Origin of the sequence: Neorhizobium sp. BETTINA12A (assembly GCF_023006485.1) — a bacterium.
GTDB lineage: Bacteria > Pseudomonadota > Alphaproteobacteria > Rhizobiales > Rhizobiaceae > Neorhizobium.
Genome location: NZ_JALBGW010000092.1, coordinates 1 through 18,793 on the forward strand (window position 1 = coordinate 1; position 18,793 = coordinate 18,793).

21 protein-coding genes are annotated in these 18,793 nt (G+C 62.5%); 6 read left to right on the top strand and 15 right to left on the bottom strand.

From position 1 onward, the window contains the following. The 7 genes from MOV61_RS19845 to MOV61_RS19875 all read right to left on the bottom strand — a co-directional run. The coding region (locus MOV61_RS19845; RefSeq protein ID WP_247137795.1) for a hypothetical protein at positions 1-193 on the bottom strand (193 nt) is incomplete at its 3' end. Further along, on the bottom strand, positions 190-867 hold the full coding sequence (locus tag MOV61_RS19850) for an RraA family protein (protein WP_247137796.1): 678 nt from the start codon (positions 865-867) through the stop codon (positions 190-192). The genes MOV61_RS19850 and MOV61_RS19845, both read right to left, overlap by 4 nt. Next, entirely contained in the window at positions 864-2,516 is a 1,653-nt protein-coding gene (locus MOV61_RS19855) for an ABC transporter ATP-binding protein (RefSeq protein WP_247137797.1), read from the bottom strand. The genes MOV61_RS19850 and MOV61_RS19855 overlap by 4 nt, the downstream gene beginning before the upstream one ends. Beyond that, positions 2,513-3,352 carry a creatininase family protein gene (locus tag MOV61_RS19860; RefSeq protein WP_247137798.1) on the bottom strand — a complete coding sequence of 280 codons (840 nt, stop codon included), beginning with the start codon at positions 3,350-3,352 and terminating at the stop codon, positions 2,513-2,515. Before MOV61_RS19860 ends, MOV61_RS19855 begins: the two co-directional genes overlap by 4 nt. Further along, positions 3,349-4,926, bottom strand: coding sequence for an ABC transporter substrate-binding protein (locus MOV61_RS19865; RefSeq protein WP_247137799.1), 1,578 nt, complete (start codon positions 4,924-4,926; stop codon positions 3,349-3,351). Before MOV61_RS19865 ends, MOV61_RS19860 begins: the two co-directional genes overlap by 4 nt. 41 nt (positions 4,927-4,967) lie before the next feature. Continuing rightward, complete coding sequence (locus tag MOV61_RS19870) at positions 4,968-5,807, bottom strand: ABC transporter permease (RefSeq protein ID WP_247137800.1); 840 nt, start codon at positions 5,805-5,807, stop codon at positions 4,968-4,970. Positions 5,808-5,817: 10 nt separating this feature from the next. Then, positions 5,818-6,738 carry an ABC transporter permease gene (locus MOV61_RS19875; RefSeq protein ID WP_247137809.1) on the bottom strand — a complete coding sequence of 307 codons (921 nt, stop codon included), beginning with the start codon at positions 6,736-6,738 and terminating at the stop codon, positions 5,818-5,820. A 124-nt stretch (positions 6,739-6,862) separates the two neighbouring features. On the opposite strand from MOV61_RS19875, the gene MOV61_RS19880 reads away from it, so the two are divergent. Both MOV61_RS19880 and MOV61_RS19885 read left to right on the top strand, forming a co-directional pair. Further along, a complete protein-coding gene (locus tag MOV61_RS19880) occupies positions 6,863-7,831 on the top strand; it encodes a LysR family transcriptional regulator (protein WP_247031272.1) in 969 nt (322 codons plus the stop codon). A 111-nt stretch (positions 7,832-7,942) separates the two neighbouring features. After that, the gene (locus MOV61_RS19885) at positions 7,943-9,481 is read left to right on the top strand and encodes a tannase/feruloyl esterase family alpha/beta hydrolase (protein WP_247137801.1); all 1,539 of its coding nucleotides are present in this window, start codon (positions 7,943-7,945) and stop codon (positions 9,479-9,481) included. A 49-nt stretch (positions 9,482-9,530) separates the two neighbouring features. Here MOV61_RS19885 and MOV61_RS19890 read toward each other — a convergent pair whose 3' ends face one another. Continuing rightward, positions 9,531-9,800 (bottom strand): hypothetical protein, encoded by a 270-nt coding sequence (locus tag MOV61_RS19890; protein ID WP_247137802.1) that lies wholly within the window; start codon positions 9,798-9,800, stop codon positions 9,531-9,533. Between the two features lie 79 nt (positions 9,801-9,879). Further along, complete coding sequence (locus MOV61_RS19895) at positions 9,880-11,802, bottom strand: glycosyltransferase family 2 protein (protein ID WP_247137803.1); 1,923 nt, start codon at positions 11,800-11,802, stop codon at positions 9,880-9,882. A 68-nt stretch (positions 11,803-11,870) separates the two neighbouring features. On the opposite strand from MOV61_RS19895, the gene MOV61_RS19900 reads away from it, so the two are divergent. Beyond that, on the top strand, positions 11,871-12,746 hold the full coding sequence (locus MOV61_RS19900; protein WP_247137804.1) for a transporter substrate-binding domain-containing protein: 876 nt from the start codon (positions 11,871-11,873) through the stop codon (positions 12,744-12,746). Positions 12,747-12,784: 38 nt separating this feature from the next. On the opposite strand, the gene MOV61_RS19905 is transcribed toward MOV61_RS19900, so the two are convergent. From MOV61_RS19905 to MOV61_RS19915, 3 genes are all read right to left on the bottom strand, one after another. Beyond that, the gene (locus MOV61_RS19905; protein ID WP_040124456.1) at positions 12,785-13,450 is read right to left on the bottom strand and encodes a helix-turn-helix transcriptional regulator; all 666 of its coding nucleotides are present in this window, start codon (positions 13,448-13,450) and stop codon (positions 12,785-12,787) included. A 217-nt stretch (positions 13,451-13,667) separates the two neighbouring features. Continuing rightward, the gene (locus MOV61_RS19910) at positions 13,668-14,315 is read right to left on the bottom strand and encodes a response regulator transcription factor (protein ID WP_040124457.1); all 648 of its coding nucleotides are present in this window, start codon (positions 14,313-14,315) and stop codon (positions 13,668-13,670) included. A gap of 87 nt (positions 14,316-14,402) precedes the next feature. Then, positions 14,403-14,822 carry a hypothetical protein gene (locus tag MOV61_RS19915; RefSeq protein ID WP_040124458.1) on the bottom strand — a complete coding sequence of 140 codons (420 nt, stop codon included), beginning with the start codon at positions 14,820-14,822 and terminating at the stop codon, positions 14,403-14,405. Positions 14,823-14,904: 82 nt separating this feature from the next. On the opposite strand from MOV61_RS19915, the gene MOV61_RS19920 reads away from it, so the two are divergent. Together MOV61_RS19920 and MOV61_RS19925 are read left to right on the top strand one after the other, a co-directional pair. Beyond that, positions 14,905-15,255 (top strand): DUF952 domain-containing protein, encoded by a 351-nt coding sequence (locus MOV61_RS19920; RefSeq protein WP_173426776.1) that lies wholly within the window; start codon positions 14,905-14,907, stop codon positions 15,253-15,255. Further along, positions 15,252-16,343: a quinone-dependent dihydroorotate dehydrogenase gene (locus MOV61_RS19925; RefSeq protein WP_247137805.1), complete on the top strand. Its 1,092-nt coding sequence runs from the start codon at positions 15,252-15,254 to the stop codon at positions 16,341-16,343. Before MOV61_RS19920 ends, MOV61_RS19925 begins: the two co-directional genes overlap by 4 nt. Here MOV61_RS19925 and MOV61_RS19930 read toward each other — a convergent pair. From MOV61_RS19930 to MOV61_RS19940, 3 genes are read right to left on the bottom strand one after another with little or no spacing between them, the layout of a single operon-like run. Next, positions 16,319-17,677, bottom strand: coding sequence for an MATE family efflux transporter (locus tag MOV61_RS19930; protein WP_247137806.1), 1,359 nt, complete (start codon positions 17,675-17,677; stop codon positions 16,319-16,321). The genes MOV61_RS19925 and MOV61_RS19930 overlap by 25 nt on opposite strands. 3 nt (positions 17,678-17,680) lie before the next feature. Next, the gene (locus MOV61_RS19935) at positions 17,681-18,169 is read right to left on the bottom strand and encodes a CAP domain-containing protein (protein WP_247137807.1); all 489 of its coding nucleotides are present in this window, start codon (positions 18,167-18,169) and stop codon (positions 17,681-17,683) included. A 1-nt stretch (position 18,170) separates the two neighbouring features. Next, complete coding sequence (locus tag MOV61_RS19940; protein WP_247031264.1) at positions 18,171-18,437, bottom strand: DUF6460 domain-containing protein; 267 nt, start codon at positions 18,435-18,437, stop codon at positions 18,171-18,173. A 128-nt stretch (positions 18,438-18,565) separates the two neighbouring features. On the opposite strand from MOV61_RS19940, the gene MOV61_RS19945 reads away from it, so the two are divergent. Continuing rightward, on the top strand, positions 18,566-18,793 hold a 228-nt coding region (locus tag MOV61_RS19945), incomplete at its 3' end, for a tetratricopeptide repeat protein (RefSeq protein ID WP_247137808.1).

Here is an 18,793-nt window from a genome sequence, read left to right on the forward strand (position 1 = left end):
CGAAGGTCTGCAAGGTGAAGGCTGCGGTCACGGAAGCGTCGACGGCATTGCCGCAAGCTGACAGGACAGCCTCCCCAGCCTCGTACGCCGCGGAGTGCTGGGAGGTAACGACGCCGCGTTCGCTGACGCCGGCGACCTTGCGATAGACGCCGCGCTCGACGCGGAGATGATTGTATTGCGGATTTTCCATCATTTAGGCTCCAGCGCAGCGGCAACCAGACGGCTGGCACCCGAGAGATCGCCGAGCTTTTCGCCGGCTGCGATCTTGTCCTTGTTGCGGCCCGCCCGTGCCTGACGCGCGATCGCCTCCTCGACGACATCTTCAGCTTCATCGACCGGGATCACCACGACGCCGCTTGCATCGGCAACCACGATATCGCCCGGCATGACCGGGACGTTGCCGCAGGAGATCGGCAGGTTGAGCGAGCCGCCGAGATCGTTGAGCCGTGTGGTGATACCGGAGACACCGCGTGACCAGAACGGCAGATCGAGTTCAAGAATTTCCTCGACATCGGTGCAGGGACCGTCGAGCACGACGCCGATGGCGCCGGCGTTCTTGATCGCGAAGGCGACGCCGCCGCCGATGCAGGCATGCCGGTCGTCACCGAGCCTGTCGACGAACAGGAAATCGCCGGGGCGGATGAAACCGATCGCGTGGTGGAGAAGGGTGGAGTCGGTTGCCGGGATCGCCACCGTTACCGCCGTGCCGACCAGCGTCCTGCCCGGCTCGACAACGGGGGAAATCGAATGATTCACGAAACCGCGGTGGCGAAAATGGCCGATGGTCGCCACTTCGACGCTTTCGAATTTGGCGATCAGTTCCGGGTCGACCTGTGTCGGCACGCTGCCGATATGATATTTCTTCATGGGGTTTCCTCCCGGGATTTTACCGTCCCGGCCTCGTTTTCACTGGCGTGACGCTGCCAGCCCTTGCCGGGCACGGCGGCGAGCAGTTCCTTCGTGTAGGTTTCCTTCGGCGCACCGAACAGCGAGGCCGGATCGCCCCGTTCGACGATCCGTCCGTTGCGCATCACCGCGATGTTGTCGCAGATCTGGCTCGCGACCCTGAGGTCGTGGGTGATGAACAGGATGCCGAACCCAAGTCTCTCCTGCATGTCGGCGAGCAGTTTCAACACCTGCGCCTGCACAGAGACGTCGAGGGCGGAGACACTCTCGTCGGCGATCAGCAATTCCGGTTCGACCGCGAGTGCGCGGGCGATGCAGATGCGCTGCCGCTGGCCGCCAGAGAACTCGTGTGGGAAACGGGTGGCCGAAGCGCGGTCGAGGCCGCAGGCTTCGAGCAGGTCGAGGGCGCGCGCCATCGCCGCCTTGCGGTCTAGGCCGTGGATGACCGGGCCTTCGGCGATGGAATCTCCGACCTTCTGCCGCGGATCGAGTGCGGTGTACGGATCCTGGAAGACGATCTGAACCTTGCGGCGTGCCTCGCGCAGCGCCTTGCCGTTGAGGCCGGCAAAATCTCCGCCGGAGATCAGGATGTCGCCGCTTTCCGGCTGCACGAGGCGGATGACGCATTGCGCCAGCGTCGACTTGCCGGAACCGGATTCGCCGACCAAGCCCAGCGTCTCGCCGCGGCGGATGGTGATGTCGACGTCGTCCACCGCCTTCACGGTGCGGCCGCCGCCGAAGAGGCCGGAGCGGGCGAATGTCTTGACGATGTTCCTGGCGATCAACACGGGGTTGCCGAGGCCCTCGCGTTCTTTCCGCGGCGTCAGCGTCGGCACGGCAGCGAGCAGGCGACGGGTATAGTCTTGCCTGGGGTGGTTGAGGATCTCGTCACGCGTGCCGATCTCGACCAGCTTGCCTGTCTGCATGACGGCGACGCGATCGGCGATCTCGGCGACGACGCCGAAATCATGGGTGATGAAGATGATGCCGGTATCGTGTTTGGCGCGAAGCTCCAGCATCAGCTTGAGGATCTGCGCCTGGGTGGTGACATCGAGCGCGGTGGTCGGCTCGTCGGCGATCAGCACGGACGGATCAATGGCGAGGGCGGTGGCGATCATCACCCGCTGGCACTGGCCGCCGGAAAGCTGATGCGGATAGGAATGGTAGATCTGCTCGGGATTTGGGAGCTGAACTTCGCGGAAGAGATCGATCACCTTCTTGCGGATCTCGGCCCCACTCAGCGACGTGTGGATGCGGAATGTCTCCGACACCTGTTCGCCAACCCGGAAGATCGGGTTGAGTGCCGCCGTCGGCTCCTGGAAGATCATGGCGATGCGCCGACCGGTAATGTCCCGGCGGGTCGCCTCGTCGAGGGTCAGCAGGTCCTTGCCCTCGAACATCACCTTGCCCGCCGGCCGCCCGAGGTTGCGGGGCAGGAGCCCCATTGTGGCGAGTGCGGTCAGCGATTTGCCGGAGCCGGATTCGCCGACGATGCAGAGGATTTCGCCCTTGCTGACCGACAGCGACAGGTCTTCAACCGCAAAGGCGCGATCGGCGCCGCGTGGCAGCGGCACGTTCAGATGTTCGATGGAAAGCCGCTCGTTGCTCATGAGGCCGCCTTTTCCGTCTGCGGTGAAAAGGCCGTCACCGAGCGCATGTCGCAGCGGCGCAGGTGCTCGACGAAGCGGGCGCAGAAGCCGACGAGATGTTCGACCATTTTCTCTCCCTTTTCGGCACTGGCGAGCAGCGGATCGCCGCCGAGCATGCCATCGGCATTCACCTCATCGCAATTGAGCGGCACATGCACCGGCATGCCCTCGAACTGGACATTGTTGACGCCGCCGGTCGGCAGGCCGAAGGCTTTTTCGCGCACCGAGGGGCGGGCGAGATCCATGCGCATCAATTCGGGGAAGAGATGCAGGTAGATCGACGTCAGCGGATCGCCGCCATGGCCACGGGCTGCGGCGGCAGAAGAGCCGTGCAGCTCCCTCCAGAGGGTATCCGGGATTGCCTGCCAGAGATTGATGAAGGCGACGGAAACGCCGCGCTCGGCGCGGATGCGGCGAAGCGTCTGGTCGAAAAGCGGCGCATTGCTGGTATGGCCGTTCAGGATCAGGATATGCTCGATGCCGTGATCCAGGAATGCGGTTACGGTGTCCTCGACCACGGCCGAGAAGGTCGAGGCCCGGAACTGGATGCCGCCGGGAATGGTCTTGAAGAAATCGGCATAACCAAACGGGATGATCGGCGCGACGATCGCGTCGGAGGCTTCCGCCACCTTTGCCGCCACCGCTTCGGTCAGCATGAAATCGCCCATCGGGGCGTGGGGTCCCTGTTCCTCCTGGCTTCCGAAGGGCAGCAGGATGACGGGCTTTTCGGAAAGACGTTCGCGGAACTCCGCGAACGTCATGTCCTTCAGCGCATGCTTGCGTTTGATGCTCATCATACGAACTTGAAGTAATCGCCGTAGATGCGCATTTCGCCGTTCGGCTTGAACTTGAACTGGATGCCGGCGCGGTGGGCGCAGTTGTAGACGCTCTTCCACATGTAGTAGCCGGGCGTCACCTTCTGCCAGGCGTCCGAAAGTTCCAGATAGGCTTTTTTTCGGTCCTCGAACTCGATCGCCTCGTCGAACTTCTTGCCGGCAGCCAGATATTCCGGCGTCGGATCCCAGGTCTTCCAGGTGGCGGTGGAGCGCGATGCGGTCGGGCCCCAATCGAGCCACAGCGGCTGATAGGGATCGCCGGGGATGAAATCCGAGCTCATCGACATGTTCATCAGATGGTAGGGGCGGCGGTAGACGAGTTCGAAATTGTCGAGGATCTGCGCCTCGACATTGATGCCGACCTCGCGCCATTGCTCGACCATGATTTCGGCTGCCGCCTCATAGTTCGGATAATACTGGCGGGTGATATGCCAGAGGAGCTTTTCGCCCTTGTATTTGGTCTTGGCGACGAGCGCCTTGGCAGCGGCGACATCGTAGGGGAGCTTGACCGGCAAGTTCGGGTCATAGAATTTGCCGTATTCCGTGAAGTTGAAGGGCACTGCCGGATGTTCCGTGGTGCCGTTGAAGAGCGCCTGGACGATCGCGTTCATGTCGATCGCCTGGACCATGGCGTAGCGCAGGTTCGGATCGACCAGCGGATTGTCAACCGGGTCCGGACGGGTGTTGAAGGCGAGAGCCGGGTAGTTGTCGGCCAGAACCCGCTTCAGCGTCACGCCCTGGTATTTTTCGAGCGCCGCTTCCTGGTCGGTCGGAATGTTGACGATGAAGTCGAATTCCTTGGAGACCAGGCCTGCCATGCGCGCGGCGAATTCCGGTACGATCTTCCAGGAGATCTGCTTGACCGGCGGCGGGCCGTCCCAATAGTCGTCGAAGGCTTCGAGAACCATGATTTCGCCGGAGCGGAAGGTCGTCACCTTGTACGGACCGGTGCCGATCGGCTTCTGGCCGAAGGCATCGACGCCGACTTCCATGTAATATTTCTTCGGCACGACGAAGCCGATATAACCGGTGAGCTTGCTCGGGATGTTCGGGTCCGGCCGCTCGGTCTCGATCTCGAACGTATATTTGCCGGTCGCTTCGACGCGCTTGAAGCCGGCGGTAAAAGTCTTGCCGCGCGGCTCGAACGGCTTTGCGCCCCAGAGGCGTTCCGGCGACAGCGTGAAGACCGCGTCTTCCGCCGTCATCTCCGTGCCGTCATGGAACTTGACGCCTTCGCGCAGGGTGAACTTCCAGACGTTGCCGTTCTGCTCCCATTTGGTGGCGAGCTTCGGCGCGAAGATCAGGCCGTTTTCGTCCTTGATGTAGTCGCGGTCGACGAGGTTGTCGTAGAAATTCGGGAAGATACGGCGCGACGTCGTCGAGATACCGTTGATCGTCGCCATGTTGGCCCAGAGATTGTCGACCGCGATATTGAGCGACGGCCTTTCCGCCGCGTTTGCTTTCGGAAGGTTGCCCACCATCGACAGGGCCCCCGCTCCGAGGATGAGACTTCCCACTTCACGTCTTGTAAACATCGTTCCACCTTCCCTTGTTCATTTATATTCGAGCGGCATTTTCAGGTTGTTCGGGCACGCAGCATCGGATCGAGGCGGTCACGCAGCCAGTCGCCGACGATGCTCATCGAAAGAGTGACGAGAAAAATGACCAAGCCGGGCCAGACCGAGATCCACCAGGCGGTCGAGAGATAATCGCGGCCGTCGCCGAGGATCTGGCCGAGGCTGGTCTGCGGCGCCTGGATGCCGAGACCCAGGAAGCTGAGCGAGGTTTCCAGCAGGATGATCTGCGGGAATGTCAGCGTCACCTGGACGATCAGGGCGCTCGCCACGTTCGGCAGCACATGTTTGAGATAGAGCCGGCCGTTGCCGGCGCCGAGCGCGACAATCGCCTTGGCATAGGGCTGGTTGATCGCCGACAGAACCACGCCGCGGGAGAGGCGGGCGTATTTTTCCCATCCGAACAGGCCCATCAGGATGATGAACAGCGTCATGCTGTTGCCGAAGAAGGCAAGCAGCGTCAGCGTGATGAGGATGAAGGGCAGCGATGCCTGGAAGTCGACCAGCATCATCAGTCCTTCCTCGACCCAGCCGCGGAAATGCGCGGCGATGAAGCCGATCGCGGAGCCGACGACAGCGCCGATGATCGTCCCGGCGATCGCCACCGAAAGCGACATCCGCAGGCCGGCGATCACCCTTGCCACCATGTCGCGGCCGATGCGGTCGGTGCCGAGCGGGAAGCTCGGATTGCTGCCGGTCATGAAGGCCGGGGGCTTCAGGCGGGCGAGCAGGTTCTGCTGCGACATGCCATGCGACGTGAAGACATTGCCGATGATGGCGACGGTCACGGCGGCCGCCAGGATAATGATGGCGAGAACGAGAATGGGGGAAACGCGCTTCATTTGCCGGCCTTCAATTCTGCACGCGGATGCGCGGGTCGAGGAGGCCGTAGAGCAGGTCGACGACGAGGTTTGCGAGCACCATCGTCACCGCCATGATCAGCACCAGCCCCTGCACGACGGCAAGGTCGCGCGAAGAGACGGCGGTCACCAGCAGGCGGCCGACACCTGGCCAGGCAAACACCGTTTCGACGACGATGGCGCCGCCGATCAGCTCGCCGAGATTGAGACCGATAATGGTGACGAGCGGGATGCTGGCATTCGGCAGCGCGTGGAAGATAATGCGTTTCCAGTAACCGACGCCTTTCGCGGCTGCGGCCCGGATATAGAGCTTGTCCAGCACTTCCAGCATGGCCGAGCGCGTGAACCGCGCCAGCGTGCCGGCTGTGAAGGTCGCAAGCGTGATGGCGGGCATGATCAGATGCCAGATGGTTCCTGTTCCGGAACTCGGCAACCATTGCAGGCTCAAGGAGAAGAGCAGGATCATCAGGATGCCGAGGAAGAAGTTCGGCAGGGCGAAACCGAACACGGCGGTCGCCATGATCAGATTGTCGAAGGTCGAGCCGCGCTTGATGGCAGCGATGATGCCGGCTGGAACGCCGATCAGGATGGCGCCGATATAGGAGAAAAGGCCGAGGATTAGCGTCCAGGGAACGCGCTCGACGATGATGTCGATGACTTCGCGGCCGTCGCGGTAGGAAATGCCGAACTGGCCGGTCGCCATCTGGATGACGTAGCGGAAATACTGAATCCAGAGCGGATCGTCGAGACGCCAGAGCTGGCGGAACTGTTCGACCTCCTCAGGTGTGGCATCGGCGCCGACAAGTGCCACGACCGGATCCCCGGACGTTCTCAGGACCACGAATGCGAAAGTCACCACGAACCAAAGCGTCAGCACGGTGCGCAGAATTTTTAATACCCAGAAACGCGTCATCACGCTCCGTTCCGGGAGCCGAAGCTCCAGCTGTTCCAACTTTATCGTCTTTTTTTTGAAAACTAATCACGGGAATAGATTATTATCTATTACAAAATCGAGCGAGCATTGATATGTTTTAGATATGAAATACGGCATCGAATTTCGTCACCTCCACTATTTCGCCTGCGTCGCCGAAGAGCTGCATTTCAGCCGAGCCGCAGACAAGCTCGGCATGGCGCAGGCTCCGCTCAGCCAGCAGATCCGGCAGCTCGAAGATCGCCTCGGCACCAAGCTTTTCCGCCGCACGACGCGGCGCGTAAAGCTGACGCCGGCAGGCGAAATCTTCCTGCGCCACGCCCAGGAAATCCTAGGCGGGATCGACAGGGCGGTCACGCATACCCGTTCCATTTCCGGTGACGATAGCGGAACGATTTCCGTCAGCGGTGTGCATGTGGCGCTATCGCATGTCCTGCCGCCGGTAATTTCGGACTTTCGAAAGCGCTATCCGGCGATGACCGTCGACGTGCAGGTGCTCGGCACGGCACAGCAGCTCGAACTGCTCCAGAACAACAAGGTTCAGGTGGCCTTCATCCGCCCGACCAATCCGGCAGGCTTTCTGAAGACCGAGCATATCCTGCAGGAAGGTTTCGTGGCGGTGCTGCCCAGGGAGCATCGGCTGGCGCAGAAGGAAAACCTGACGGTCAAGGATTTCGCCGGCGAACCCGTCATCACCTATGCCCCGACTGTCGGAGCGAGCTACTATCATGCGATCATGGGGGCATTGCGCCGCGCCGGCGTCTATCCGGTCATCGTGCAGGAGGTCTCGCATACTTTGGCGATCGGCACCCTGGTGGCGGCCGGCGTCGGGATTGCGATTGCGCCGTCCTGGCTCGCTCACAATCCCAGCCCATATCTCGTCTACCGACGGCTCGACGACATCCCCGCCGAAGTCGAATTGCTCGTCGCCTGGCATGCGGAGGAAAAATCGAAGATCGTGCTCGATTTCGTCGAGACGACGCGTCGGGTTGCAGCAATGAAGGATGTGAGAACCGCGATCAGGTGGCCGATCAAGTCTATCCCGCCGACCCAATTGGAATCGGTCGACGGATGATGGTCAACTCGGCCGGGCACATCGTGCAGCCTTGATTGACAGGGAGCCTGAAATCTGGTGCGATTGTCGCGCGGCTTGAGGAGGCTGCGTCACGGAGGAGGACGATCGGATATGGTCAAGCTGCTTGTAGCCACGGCTTTTGTTGCCCTCATGCCCGGCTTGACGCCGGCCGTCGCCGCGGATTCTTCGCCCGAAGCCCAATGCTCGGCGGCGAAGAACCTTCAGCTGCCCACTTTCGACATGAAGATCGCGAGCGCCGATCACGTCAAGGACAAGGGACCAGCGCATTGTCTCGTCAGCGGGTCGTTCGAGCACCGGACCGGCGCGGACGGCAAGCCTTATGCGATCGGGTTTTCGATCGCCTTGCCGGACAATTGGAGCGGAAGGTTTCTGGTCCAGGGCGGCGGGGGCCTGAATGGCGTCGTGCGGCCGGCGGTGGGGGACGTGGCCTCCGGAGGGAAAAATGCTATTTCCCGCGGTTTCGCCGTCATTTCCCATGACAGCGGCCACAAGGGCGAGGCATGGGACGCCTCCTTCAGGGCGGACCAGATTGCCACGCTGAATTTCGCCGGCTGGTCGGTCGAGAAGGTCACGGCCCTCGGCAAGGCATTGGTCGCCGCCTACTACGGCAAGGGCGCCGATCGCTCCTATTTTGCGGGATGCTCGACCGGCGGCCGCGAGGCGATGGCCTCGGCGCAACGCTTTCCCACATTGTTCGACGGCATTATCGCCGGGGCTCCTGCCATGCGCACAAGCCGTTCGAACATGTCGCTCGCCGCCAAGAACGTCGCGATGAACAAGATATCTCCAGCCGGTGCCGATGGCGCGCCGGACCGCTCGAAAGCCTTTTCGGACGGCGACCGCGATCTGGTCCTCAAGGGAATACTGAAGGCTTGCGACGGTCTTGACGGCCTCGAGGACGGAATGATCGCAAATCCGGGCGCATGCAAGTTTGACCCGGCGAGCCTTGTCTGCCCTGCCGGTAAAGTCGACGGTTGTCTCACGAAGCAGCAGGCGGACGTCGTGGCCGAGACATTTTCGCCGACGCTTGATGCATCGGGCCGGCCGGCCTACGTGGCGTTCCCCTACGATACCGGCGTCATGAGCACGACAGATCCCATTCCGGGACTCATGCGCTTTGATGACAAGCGCAATCGGCAGTTCAAGAACAACGCCATGAGTTTCGATGTGGACGATGCCGTCGAGAAAGCCGATATCGGCGATCCGCAGCAGCGGCTGATCAACGCCGACCAATGGGCGGATCTCAGTTCCTTCGCCGCCCGAGGAAGCAAGATCATCTTCTTCCATGGGGTGAGTGATCCGTGGTTTTCCTCCAACGATACGGTCGGTTTCTTCAACCGGATGAGCACTGCGACCAAGACAGGCAAGCGGGTGGAGGACTGGGCCAAGCTCTATCTCGTTCCGGGCATGAGCCATTGCAGCGGCGGACCAGCCGGTCTCGACCAGTTCGACATGTTGACCAGGCTGATCGACTGGGTGGAAAAAGATGAAGCTCCACAAAGCGTCGAAGCCTCGGGCAAGGCTTTTCCGAACCGCACACGACCGCTATGCCCCTACCCGTCCCACGCGCAATACAAGGGAGAGGGGAATGCCGACAGCGCGGCCAGCTTTGAGTGCCGCAATAACTGACGCGGCCGTTTCCTGCGCGTAAATTTTCGGTCTGTCATCCCTGCCGACTTCACATCAATCTGCCCCAGGCCGGGTCCCACTGCACCCCTTCGGAAAGCTCGACGAAGATCGGCGGCTTGTCCGGTCCGCGGTTCTTGTTTTCAGCCATTCGGAAGGCGGCTTCGGGCTCCATTTCCTCGCCCGGAAAAATCGCGTCGTCTTCGGAGGGCTCGGCGATCTTGCGAATGAAGCCGCGGATCTGGTCGCCGGAGTGATAGAACTTGATGATGAGAGCGCCGGGCGCGGATGCGCCGCCGTGATAACGGTAATAGGTATGCATGGGTCTCCTCCATAGTCAGAGCCTTATACCTGACGTCCGGGGAGCGGAAATGTTCCGGCGTGCGAGGCGTGATCGTGGATCAGGTCCTTTTGCCGGTCGGCCGGTGCGGCGTCTTGTTCCAGAAGAAGGGCTTTGACCGCAGCTCGATTACTGCCCGCCAGGCGGCGGCCGAGGTCATCATCCAGTAGAGCGGCACGCCGACCCAGCGCCAGCCGACCAGTCGCCGTTCGTGCTCGACCATCGGGCCTCTCCCGAGCCCGACGAAGATCAGATAACTGCCGAGGATGTTGATGGTGTCGATGATGAAAAGCGAAAGCACCCCGGCTGGAATGCCGTCCGCCGGCGCGTCCAGCATGGAATAAGTGCCAACGCCCATGAAGATGATGATCAGCGGATGCAGGAGCGACGAGACCAGCATGCCGCCGATCATCAGCTGAAAGATGCAGAAGGCTGGAAACCCCATCTCGCCAATCAGCCGGCGCGGGTCGCGCATCAGCACCAGCCAGGTCTGCAGCCAACCTTTGAACCAGCGGCTGCGCTGGCCCATCCACACGTGCATCGTGGTCGGTGCGTCTTCAAGTGTCTGGCGGGTGATGACATCCGAGTGATAGCCGAGGCGATACAGGCGAAAACCGAGATCGGCGTCCTCGGTGACGTTGAAGGGATCCCAGCCGCTGGCGGCACGGAGCGCTTGGGTTCGGAAATGATTGGACGTGCCGCCGAGCGGCAGCGGCATCTGTCTGCGCGCCAGCATCGGCAGCAGCCCGCGGAAGAGGCCGCAATATTCGAGCGAAAACAACGCGCTGATCCAGGATTCCCGGGCATTGGTGATGATCAGCGGCGCCTGAAGGCAGGCGACTTCCGCTGCCGAGGCGCGGAAGCGTGCATAGGCCTCGCGCAATTGCTGCGGATGCGGCCTGTCCTCTGCGTCGTAGATCACCAGAAACTCGCCTCGAGCAGCCATCAATGCATAGCTGAGCGCCTTGGGTTTCGTGCGCGGCGTCGCGGGCGGCACCTCGACGATCTCGAAATGCCAGGCGGGCTTCAGCGCCTTCAGCGCAGCAATTGTACCCTGGTCGTCTGCCTCGCAGACGAGCTTGATGTCGAGCAGGGAGGGCGGCCAGTCGAGCCGCCCGAGGCTGGCTATCAGCTGTTCTGCCACCGCAGCTTCCCGGTAGAGCGCGACCATCACCGTGTAACAGGGAAGCGCATCCTCTCGAGGCGGCGCGGCTGGCGGGACCGGCCCTGCGAATTGTTGCCGGGTGAAGGCGGCGAGCCGCAGGACAAGGGACGCGAAATAGATCAGCGACAGAAGAATATGCAGGAAAAGCAGGGTCTCGATCGGCACTGCGATCAGCGCAAAGATAAGGGCGGCAAGTCCAAGTCCGGCATAAAACCCCTGAGAACCGGAGAGCACGATGCGGGCCGAAAACTCGGGAAAACGGTCGAAAAGCCCGTCAATCGTCTCGCGCACGCGCCGCGCCGCGCCGGTTCTCCAGACAGCTCTGCGGATTGCCGATGGAGTGGTGATCGCAAGGTCCTGCCCGAGCAGCGGCATTGCAAGCAGTGCCGCCTTGAGGTCGGCAAGCCGCATCGCTTCGGGCACGACCGCCACCTGCGGCGCCTTGTGCCGATGGTTGATCCTGACCTGGTTCGGGCGTTGCAACTGCGTGTCGAGCCCCGGCATATCGGCGACTGAGCCCGGATCGATCTCCGCGATGAAGGGCAGGCGAAGGTAGCGCGCCATGGCGCCGTAATAGGCCGCCTCATCAACCTGACGGCTGTGAAGCAGCTCGCTTTCGATGCTGGTGCCGTTGCGCCGCGCCTTGTCGGTGAGCGTCGCAAGCAATGGCTTCGAAAAGCCGAGCGCCGAAAGGGCGACGAGTTCCGGATCGTCGGCAGCAGTGCTCTGGTCGGCCGACAGGTTTCCGCGCGGCGCCGGATTATGCCGCGCATCGTCTTGCACCGGCAGCGCTGCTGGCGGATATTCCCCTAACCGCATGTTTCTGCTACACCGCCCGCAAGCGAACGCCCCAACCTGTCCCGATCTGGATCATAGAGATGCATCCCATGATTGCATCCCCGAAAATCAAGGGGTTTTTCAATCTTCTGCAGCTTTGCCTTGTGGCCGGCGGGATCGTTTCCGCCGCCATCCCGGCCCGTGCTGCCGAAGGCAGCAATCCGCTGCCTTTGATGTTCGATGCCAAGGAGCGGCTCGCCCGCCCTGATCTTTCCACGATCATCCGGGTGCGGATCCTGACCAGCGTCGATTTCCCGCCATTCAATTTCGCCGACCAGACCGGCAGGCTTGCCGGCTTCAATATCGACCTTGCCCGTGAAATCTGTGCTGAACTAAAGATCGAGGCGAAGTGCCAGATCCAGGCGCTGCCCTTCGAAGAACTGGAAAAGACCCTGGAAGGGGGGGCCGGCGAAGCCGTCATCGCCGGCATCGCCGTGACGCCGGAGCGGCGCCAGCGGTTCGCCTTCTCGCGGCCTTATCTCGGCGTGCCCGCGCGTTTCGCCCGCAACCTGAAGGCCAGGATCGATGGCGATACGGCGGCAGCACTTTCCGGCAAGCCGGTTGGCGTCGTCCGGGGCACCGCCCACGAACTGATGCTGAAGGCGTTTTTCCCGAAGGTCACCGCCACACCGTTCGACAATTACGAGGCGATGCTGGAGGCCTTGAAGACGGGAAGGGTGGATGCCGTCTTTTCCGATGGCCTGAGACTGCCCTTCTGGGTCGCCGGCGAAGGTTCGGCGAAATGCTGCGCCCTCTTCGACGGTCCCTATCTCTCGGAGAAATTCCTCGGCGAAGGCCTGTCGATCATGCTGCGCAAGAACGACCCGCTCCTGACAGCCGCCGTCGACCAGGCGCTCAGCGTTCTGTCGCGCAACGGCCGCCTGCAGGATATCTACCTGCGTTATTTCCCGAACGGGCTTTATTGATCGGCGAGTAGGAGCAGTTTCCTACCCGCTATTCAAGATCACTGGCTCGCCCAGATGATGCGGGCGATCCATTCCACGTCGGAGAGATCGAAGCTGCGGTTCGGATGTTCCGGGTTGAGCGAGAGCAGTTCCACGGTCCGGGCGCTCTGGCGGGCGAGCACTTTTGCCATCACCTCGCCTTCCTTGGTCTTGAGCACCACGCGGTCGCCGCGGCGAACCTGCGCGCCCGGCTCGACGATCAGCACGTCGCCGTCGCGATAAAGCGGCATCATCGATTCGCCCTGGATTTCCAGCGCATAGACGCCGGCCTTGCGGGACGGGTCGACCGGAAATTCCACCACGTCCCAGCCCTGGCCGGCCGGAAACCCGCCATCGTCGAAAAAGCCGCCGGCGCCGGCCTGCGCAAATCCGAGCAGCGGGATGGAGCCGCCCTGCGGCGGGAAATTGCCATCCGGGATCGAGGAGCGGCCGGGAACGGCGGGCAGGTAGCTCATGAACTGGTCGATCGTGGCACCCGTCGCTTCGAGCACCTTGGCGATCGATTCCGTCGAGGGCCAGCGCAGCCGCCCGTCCGGCCCGAGCCGTTTCGACTTGTTGAATGAGGTGGGATCGAGGCCGGCGCGCCGCGCCAGTCCGGAGGGCGTCAGCTGGTGGCGTTGGGCGAGCGTATCGATCGCGCTCCAGATCGTATCATGTGACAGCATCGTCGTCCGTACCCGTGACCGGTGCGCGAGACAAGCCGGACAAGCCAGCGCTCTGCGAACCTCTCGCCCTTGACCGATCAGACTTTTGTCGACCAGACTCTCGAACGCTCCGTTCCAGCGGGCTGCCGGCTCGCGCGCACACCCCGAATTTTAACGGAACCGCAGCTTCGCGTAAAGGGACGAGAGGAATAAAATCCTGTTCCCGCGGCGGCCCTCGTCAGGCCACCAGCGCCATGTTGATCTTGCCGAGCTTGATTACCGCCTGGGTGCGGCTGTCGACATTGAGCTTCAGGAGGATTGCCGACACATGTGCCTTGATGGTCGCCTCGGAGACGCCGAGTTCATAGGCGATCTGCTTGTTGAGCAGCCCCTCGCCGAGCATGGAAAGCACGCGGTTCTGCTGCGGCGTCAGCGTCTTCAGCCGCTCGATGATCTCGGTGAGGCCCGGATCTTCGTCCGGTGCGGTGAGGTAGCCTTCCGGCACCCAGATGTCGCCTCTCAGCACCGCCTGGATGCCGGCGCGGATATCGTCGAGCCCGGAGGATTTCGAGATGAAGCCGGAGGCGCCGAGTTCCAGCGCCCTGCGGATGGTGGCGCAATCGTCGCTGGCCGAGACGATGACGATCGGCAGGCCGGAAAATTCGGCGCGGAGCGACATCAGTCCGGAAAAGCCGCTGACCCCTGGCATCGCCAGGTCGAGCAGCATCAGGTCGGCATCGGGATTGTTTTCGGCCGCCCGTCGCGCCGCCTCGAAATCGCCAGCCTCGATGATCACGAGTTCTTCGGCAATGCCCCGCACCGAATGGCTGAGCGCGCCGCGAAACAGCGGGTGGTCGTCTGCGATGATGATCGTGAGTGTCTGCATTTCCACGCCCCCTCCCAAGAGCATAGTCGTGCCAATGAATCTTGGTAGGTTGTAAACCTCTCCCAGACCCGAAACAAGTGCGGGAAATCACGTACGATTGGGCTGTGGTTTATCGGGTTCTTTTTCGTTCGCGAACTCACCGACGATCGCCATGAAGCGCCGCATGAACTTCTCCATGATCGATAGCGACCGATCGACTTCCGCATCGCTCGGCAGCGCTTTCGGCAAGGCATCCGGCGGGATGTTGCTGAGCCGCTCCTCGAGCGCGGTGACCCGTTTTGCCAGCCGGTCGAGTTCCTGTTCGTAGGCCGCCCTTTCGTCGGGCTGCATGCGGCAGGCGAGCGTGCCGTTCTCGTCGCGGCAGAGCGTCATCGCGCCGGTTTCGGTATCCAGCCGGACGATGCCGGTTTCGGTGCGCTGAAGCTGGAAACGGTTGGTCTGCGGCTGCTGCGCCGAGGCGGCGAGCGGCACGAGCAGTGCGCAAGTCGTCAATGCGAGCGTTTTCATGTTGTGGTCCTCCTGCTGTAACGGTGGACAAGCGCCGGGCTTTGCGGCAAACGGTCGGAGAATAGCAGGTCTCCGAGAGTTGATGATGACGGATATAGTGTACAAGATCGTGCCGGAAACGCTTTGGCGTCAGGCAAAGCAGAAAGGTGTCTTCGAAGGCGCCGAAATCGACCTGAAGGACGGCTTTATCCATTTTTCGACCGGGACACAGGCCAAGGAGACCGCCAGGCTGCATTTCGCCGGCGTCTCGGGCCTGATGCTGGTTGCGGTCGATGCAACCCTGCTCGGCGAGGAACTGAAATACGAAGCCTCGCGCGGCGGCGATCTTTTCCCGCATCTTTACGGCACGCTTCCGGTGTCCTCGGTCCTCTGGGAGATGCCGCTGCTGATCGGGGTCGACGGCCTGCATGCCTTTCCGGAGAAAATGCCATGATCGGCCCCTTCGCCGGACTTGCCTCGCGCAGCCTCTTTGTTTTCGATCCGGAAACCGCCCACGGCCTGTCGATCGCCGCGTTGAAGACCGGTCTCGTGCCCGCCTGCCGCTTGGCCGCTGATCCGCGGCTTGCCCAGACCGTCGCCGGAATCCGGTTTGCAAACCCGATTGGGCTTGCTGCCGGTTATGACAAGAACGCCGAGGTGCCGGACGCCATGCTGAAGCTCGGCTTCGGTTTTACCGAGATCGGCACCGTGACGCCGAAGGCTCAGACGGGCAACGACAAGCCGCGCATCTTCCGCCTGGTGGAGGACCGCGGCGTCATCAACCGGCTCGGCTTCAACAACGAGGGCCATGAGGCGGCGTTCACGCGCCTGACCGCGCGGCGCAATGCGCCGGGCATCGTCGGCGTCAATATCGGCGCCAACAAGGATGCGGTCGACAGGATCGCCGACTACGTCGCCGGCATTCGCAAATTTTATGCGCTCGCCAGCTATTTCACCGTCAACATCTCCTCGCCTAATACACCGGGCCTGCGCGATCTGCAGGCGCGGGACAGCCTGAAGGCGCTGCTTGAGGCCGTTCTCGCCGCCCGCGCGGAAGAAGCGCTGCGCCATGGCCGCACCGTTCCGGTCTTCCTGAAGATCGCACCCGATCTGACCGAGGAGGGCCTCGACGACATCGCGGCCGAGGCGACCGCGCACCCGCTCGACGGGCTGATCGTTTCCAACACGACACTTGCCCGAGATGGACTGAAGGATCAGGCCCAGGCGAAGGAAGCGGGTGGTCTTTCGGGCGGGCCGCTCTTCAAGCGCTCGACGGCCGTCCTCGCAAAAGTCCGCAAGCGCGTCGGGCCGGATCTCGCCGTCATCGGCGTCGGCGGCATTTCGAGTGCGGCGGATGCGCTTGAGAAGATCCGCGCCGGTGCCGACCTCGTGCAGTTCTATTCCTGCATGGTCTATGAAGGCCCCGGGCTGCCGGCGACGATCGTCAAGGGGCTTTCGGCCCTTCTCGACCGGGAAAAGGTCTCCTCGATCCGCGAGCTGCGCGATAGCCGCCTCGATCAATGGGCGGAGACGAAACTCTGACGCGCCTTGCGCGGCACCATGGCTGCCAGGAAAAAGCCGCGCATCAGCAGGAACAGGTTGAGCGACAACCAGAGCCCGTGGTTGCCGATCATCGGCACGAGCACGGCGAGACTGACGCAATAGCCCGCGAATGAGACGAGCATCATGTTGCGCATCTCGCGTGACCAGGTGGCGCCAATGAACACCCCATCCATCTGGAAGGCGAGCGCGCCGGACAAGCCGGTCACGGCCGCCCAGCAGAGATAGACATAAGCCTCCTGCCGCACGTCTTGCGAGGTGGTCAGAAGCTCGATGATCGGCTGGCCGAAGACCACGAAGAACAGTCCGACCACGCCCGCCATCACGAAGGACCAGAGGCCGGTCAGTTTCAGCGCCCGATCGAAGGACGGTCGGTACTTCGCGCCCACCGCTCGGCCGGCGAGCTGTTCGGCGGCGCCCGCGAGCCCGTCGAGGAAGAAGGCCGAGAGCATGAAGATGTTCATCAGCACCGCATTCGCCGCCAGCGTCACAGCCCCGAAGCTCGATCCGACGCGGGTCAGCACCGCAAATGCGCCGTTCAATATCAGCGAGCGGATCAGGATGTCGGCATTGAGCTGGAAGAGCTGGCGCAGCTTGGCGGCGTCGAAAATGTCCGCGCGCGTCGGCCGGTCGGCGGCGGAGAATTGCCGGCTGACGATGACAAGGCCGATCACCACGGCGGTCACTTCCGCCGTCGCGGTCGCCCAGGCGACGCCCGCCACACCCCAGCCCAACACTAGGCCGAACAGGATGGCGAGCACAATATTGGTGCCGTTGAGGATGATCTGCAGCGTCAGCCCGAGCACGCCCTGGCCCCGCCCGAGGACGAAGCCGAGGATCGCGAAATTGGCGAAGGTCGCCGGGCTGGTCAGTACCCGGATCGCGAAATAACGCCGTGTCACCTCGGCGACGGTCGGATCGCTGGTCATCAGGTCCGGCGCGTATCGAAGGATTAGCGGCGAGAGCGCCAGCATGATCACGCCAAGGCCAAGCGCGCTCAAGAAGGCTCGCCAGAATACCGCCTGCTGCTCTCTATTGTCTCCTCGGCCGAACGCCTGCGCCACCAGTCCGGTGGTCGAGGTGCGGAAAAAGCTGAGGCTGCCATAGATGAGGTCGAAGAGGATGGCGCCGATCGCCAGACCTGCCAGCGCCTCCGCCTGGCCGAGCTGACCGACCACCGCCGTATCGGTAAGGCCGAGCAGCGGCGTCGTCAGGAACCCGAGCGTCATCGGAATGGCGATGCCGAGCACCAGCCGGTGCGTTACATCGAACGGCTTTACCGACCCAGTCTCGTGGTTACTCCTCCCGCTCTCCATCGGTCAGCCGGAAAGGACCATGGCCCAATAGGGCCGGGCGCCAGTGGAGGTGCGTGCCATGGCAACCCCGAGCCCCCGGTAGGAGCCGAGCATGTTTTCGAGATGTTTGGGCGAATCGATCCAGGCCTGAATGGCGGCCGCGACCGTATCCTGCCCGCTGGCGATGTTTTCGGCTGCCGGCAGCGCCACGTCATTGCTCTTCATCCGGGCGCCAAAATCGTCGCCGAAACCGATCAGGTGCTTCATTTCGTTGGCTTTCGCCATACGAACCGCCTGGCGGGCTGCTGCCTTGCGGGCCGGCATGTCGAGCGTCAGCGTGGATAGGCCGCGGCTCTGCCGCAGCTTGTTGACCATCGGAAGTGCTGCTTGCGTTTCGTCCTCGGCGCCGGCCGTCGGCGTCAGGACTGATGTCGTGGAGCAGCTGGCAAGCACCAGCGCCATGCCGGAAAAGACGAGAAGGTCCCGCCGGGAAGGTTTGATCAGTGAAGTCATGTCAGCGGCGGTAGCTCATCAGGCGGAGGATAACGAAGATCGGAATGACGATGATCGCGCCGAGCACGAGATAATTGCCGACCCGTCCGAGCGCCCGGAAGCCGTTATACCAGAGGTCCAGGAACCAGTAGCGGATCTCGCTGACAATATTGTCCGGCGTGAAGCCGAAGAATGCCAGCACGAAACCCACCACCAGGCACACCACGATCAGCTTGACGATCGTGCGACCTGGCGTATCGCCCAGGAACTTGTTGACCCCGTCCGCCATCCTTGTCCTTCTCCGAATTGCAAATGAGAGATAGTCGGCAGCCGTTGCCACCGCAAGCGTTTCCCCTCAGATAGAACTTGAGTTTTTTTGTGGCTTCGGCAAAGAACCTCCACCTTAGAGGATCGTCCATGTCGCCCAGCCCGTTTTCCAGCCAATTCTCCTCGGGCGATGCCACCGCCGATCGCCGCGCCGATTACGCCCGCATGCTGGCGGAGGGCGGGGATTTCGCGGCTGCGGCGGAACTGATCGAACAGGCGCTCGAACTGACGCCCGGCTGGGCCGCCGGCTGGTTCCGGCTAGGCGAATATCGCGACAAGGCTGGTCTCGGCACGGCCGCGGACGCCTACCGCCAGGCG